This window comes from Streptomyces europaeiscabiei, from assembly GCF_001550375.1.
GTDB classification, from domain to species: Bacteria; Actinomycetota; Actinomycetes; order Streptomycetales; family Streptomycetaceae; genus Streptomyces; species Streptomyces europaeiscabiei.
On sequence record NZ_LRTR01000564.1, the window covers coordinates 1 to 2,946 of the forward strand.

The 2,946-nt window shown below is 75.2% G+C and carries 3 protein-coding genes; all 3 read right to left on the reverse strand.

Features of this window, described 5'->3' with window-relative positions:
* A partial coding sequence (locus AWZ10_RS27400; RefSeq protein WP_244172565.1) for a DUF5682 family protein occupies positions 1 to 793 on the reverse strand: 793 nt, incomplete at its 3' end.
* Positions 790 to 1,950: an ATP-binding protein gene (locus tag AWZ10_RS27405; protein ID WP_060892303.1), complete on the reverse strand. Its 1,161-nt coding sequence runs from the start codon at positions 1,948 to 1,950 to the stop codon at positions 790 to 792. The genes AWZ10_RS27400 and AWZ10_RS27405, both read right to left, overlap by 4 nt.
* 144 nt (positions 1,951 to 2,094) lie before the next feature.
* A partial coding sequence (locus AWZ10_RS27410; protein ID WP_482258115.1) for a phospholipase D-like domain-containing protein occupies positions 2,095 to 2,946 on the reverse strand: 852 nt, incomplete at its 5' end.

The following is a 2,946-nucleotide window of genomic DNA, read 5'->3' on the forward strand; positions in this document are numbered from 1 at the left end:
TCGTGTCACGCATGTGCGCCTCGCGGGCCAGGTCCACCGACGGCACGCCGCCCGCCGACTCGGCATCGCTGCGCAGCGCCCACCCCACGCCGAGGGCGGCACGACGGATCGCTTCGGGGGCGCAGCCGGGGGCGAGCACCTCCACGCAGCGATCCCACAGGTCGTCACCGTCGCGTCCCGTCCCGGCGGCCGTGAGCGCGGCCGCGAAGGCGGTGGGGGTGGCGACGGCGGTGCCTGCGGTGACCACGCTCCGAGTCCCCTCGGCCGTGGCGATGCCGGTCCCGCCTGTCTGCGGGCGGTCAGCGGACGTCCCCGGGCGACCCGCGTCCGGCTCCGCTTCTCCCGGGCTCGTCCTCACGCCGCCCGGGTCCGGTCCCGGGCGGTTCGTGTCCGCCCCCGGCCGGCCCGCACCGAACTCCGCTCGGTCCGCGCTCCACGCCGGATCCGACATCGGCAGGTCGCAGCAGAACACCTCCACCCCGCGCTCGCGTGCCCAGCGCAGCGCGGCGAGTTCGGGGGAGAAGTCGGCGAACGGGTAGAAGCCGAGCCGTCCGCCCTCACCGGCCCCGGCCAGCGCGACCGGGGCGAGAGTGCCCGGGGCGGCGAGGTGGGGGAGCCAGGACTGGAAGTCGGCGGGCAGCTCCACACAGATGACCTCGGCACCGGAGGCGTCCAATAGGGCGGGCACGGCCGCGGCGAGGGCCGGGCTGTGGTGCCGTACCCCCAGCAGGTACGGCGCGGCGGAGTCGGCGAGGGCCGTGACGGCCGCCCGCGGGTCCTGAGTAATCGTCACCGAAGGTTCTCCCGCAGGTCCCAGAGGCGGCGCCACATCGCCGAACCGTCCTCGGCGCGACGGCGCACCGGACCGTCCCAGTAGCCGAGCAGCCGGGCGTGGTCGGCCGGGTCGTCCTTGCGGACCACGCCCAACAGGTGCCCGGGGACGAGATCGAGGGCGTCGGCGCCGGGCAGGTACGCGGCGGCCACCCCGAGGGAGGCCGCGACCTGCACGGCCTCGGCGGTGGACATCACCGTGCCGGGCCGCTCCACGTCCCAGCCCTCGGCGGAGCGCCCTTCGCGCAGATCACGGAAGACGGTGACCAGCACGTCGAGCACCGCGTCGTCCACGCCGAAGGCGGCGCCCGCCCGCTGGACGGCCGCCTCGGCCTGCCGCCGGACCAGGGCCGTCTCGGCGTCCACGTCCGCGATCGGGTGCACGGTCTCGAAGTTGAAGCGCCGCTTGAGCGCGGCCGACATCTCCGAGACACCCCGGTCGCGCAGGTTGGCCGTGGCGATGACGGTGAACCCGGGCGCGGCCGGGACCTGGGCGTCGTCCGTGCCGGACAGCTCGGGCACGCTCACCCGGCGGTCGGACAGGATCGACACCAGGGCGTCCTGCACCTCGGGCAGACAGCGGGTGATCTCCTCGACCCGCGCCACCCGGCCGGAGCGCATGGCACCGAGCACCGGCGAGTCGACCAGCGCCTCGGGGGACGGGCCCTGGGCGAGCAGCAGGGCGTAGTTCCAGCCGTAGCGGAAGGCGTCCTCGGTGGTGCCGGCGGTGCCCTGCACGGTGAGCGCGCTGGTGCCGCACACGGCGGCCGACAACAGCTCGGAGAGCATCGACTTGGCCGTACCGGGTTCGCCGACGAGCAGCAGGCCGCGCTCACCGGCGAGGGTGACCACGCACCGCTCGACCAGGGCGCGTTCGCCGACGAACTTGGGCGCGATCACCAGCCTGTCGGGCAGCGTCTCGTGCGGCTTGGCCAGCTTCAGGGTCTCGCCGCCGCTGCCGCAGACGAAGGTGACCACGGAACGCGGGGTCAGGCGCCAGCCGGGCGGGCGCGGGCCCTCGTCATGGGCGGCGAGGAAGTCGAGTTCGGTGGCGTGGCGCTCCTCGGCGGGCAGGGTCTGCCGGGCCGGAAGGGCCATCGCCGTGTCGGTCGGGGTCATGAATGTCCTTGCTCAGTGGGTCGGTAGGTCTGTCTGTCGTTCCAGGGGAGGGAAGCGGGAGGAGAGGGGTGGGACCAGGCGCCCGGCGGTCGGGCGCCCCCGCCTCCTCAGCAAGGGCACCCCCGCCTCCCCGGTGGCGCCCCCTCAGCGGCGGCGGCCCCGCCGCACCTTCAGCTCCTCGAACCGGGGCGCGTCGCCGTCCTGCACGCGCTGCCACGCCCTGCGGTACAGCTCGGCGGCCGGTTCGGCCGGCACGATCACGCCGAACGTCGCCTGCTCGCCGCTCATCAGGTCGCCGTACAGCGGCAGCTTCCACCGCTCCAGAGGCAGGCGCGGAGCCTTCGGGTCGACCCAGGCACCGGGCAGGAAGAGCGAACGCCCGGCCCTGGTCCGGCTGGCCTCCACCACCAGCTCGCCCGCGGCCAGTTCGGCACGGGCCTCCTTGAGCCGGGTCGGCTTCCACCCCGTCCAGCGGGCCGTCGTACGGTCGGTCGGGTCGGGCATGGCGAGCAGCATCAGATAGAGCGTGGCGGCGTCCTCGCCGATGCCGTACTCCTTCGCCACCCCCGTCACCAGCTCGGGCACCGAGCGGCTCGGGTCCTGCGGCCACCAGGTGCCGTCCTTGCCCAGCTCCCCGACGAGCGGGTCGCCCTGGTCGGCGAGGAGAGCCGCGTACCGAGGGGCGCGGGCCAGACGCAGCGCCACCTCGGCCGCGAAGGGCTGCTGGTCCTCGACGCGCAGCGCCGGCAGGTACGGGTCCTGGCCCGCCTCGTCGAGCAGGGCGACCCGGATGCCCGGCGCCGGCTGGTCGTCGTGGGTCGCCAGGATGACGGCGCCGTACCGTTCGAAGCCCTCACCGACCTCGGTCGGGGTGCCCGCGGTCTTCCGGAACGCGGGGAGACCGATGTACCGCCCGAGGTCCAGCACCAGCCCGGGGTGGGCCAGCCGCTCGCGGACGGCGGTGAGCGCTGCGGGCAGCGCGGCCCGGAGCGGGTC

Coding starts and splice junctions, on each gene's coding strand:
- AWZ10_RS27405 (WP_060892303.1), bottom strand. CDS start 1,950: ATGACCCCGACCGACACGGCGATGGCCCTTCCGGCCCGGCAGACCCTG.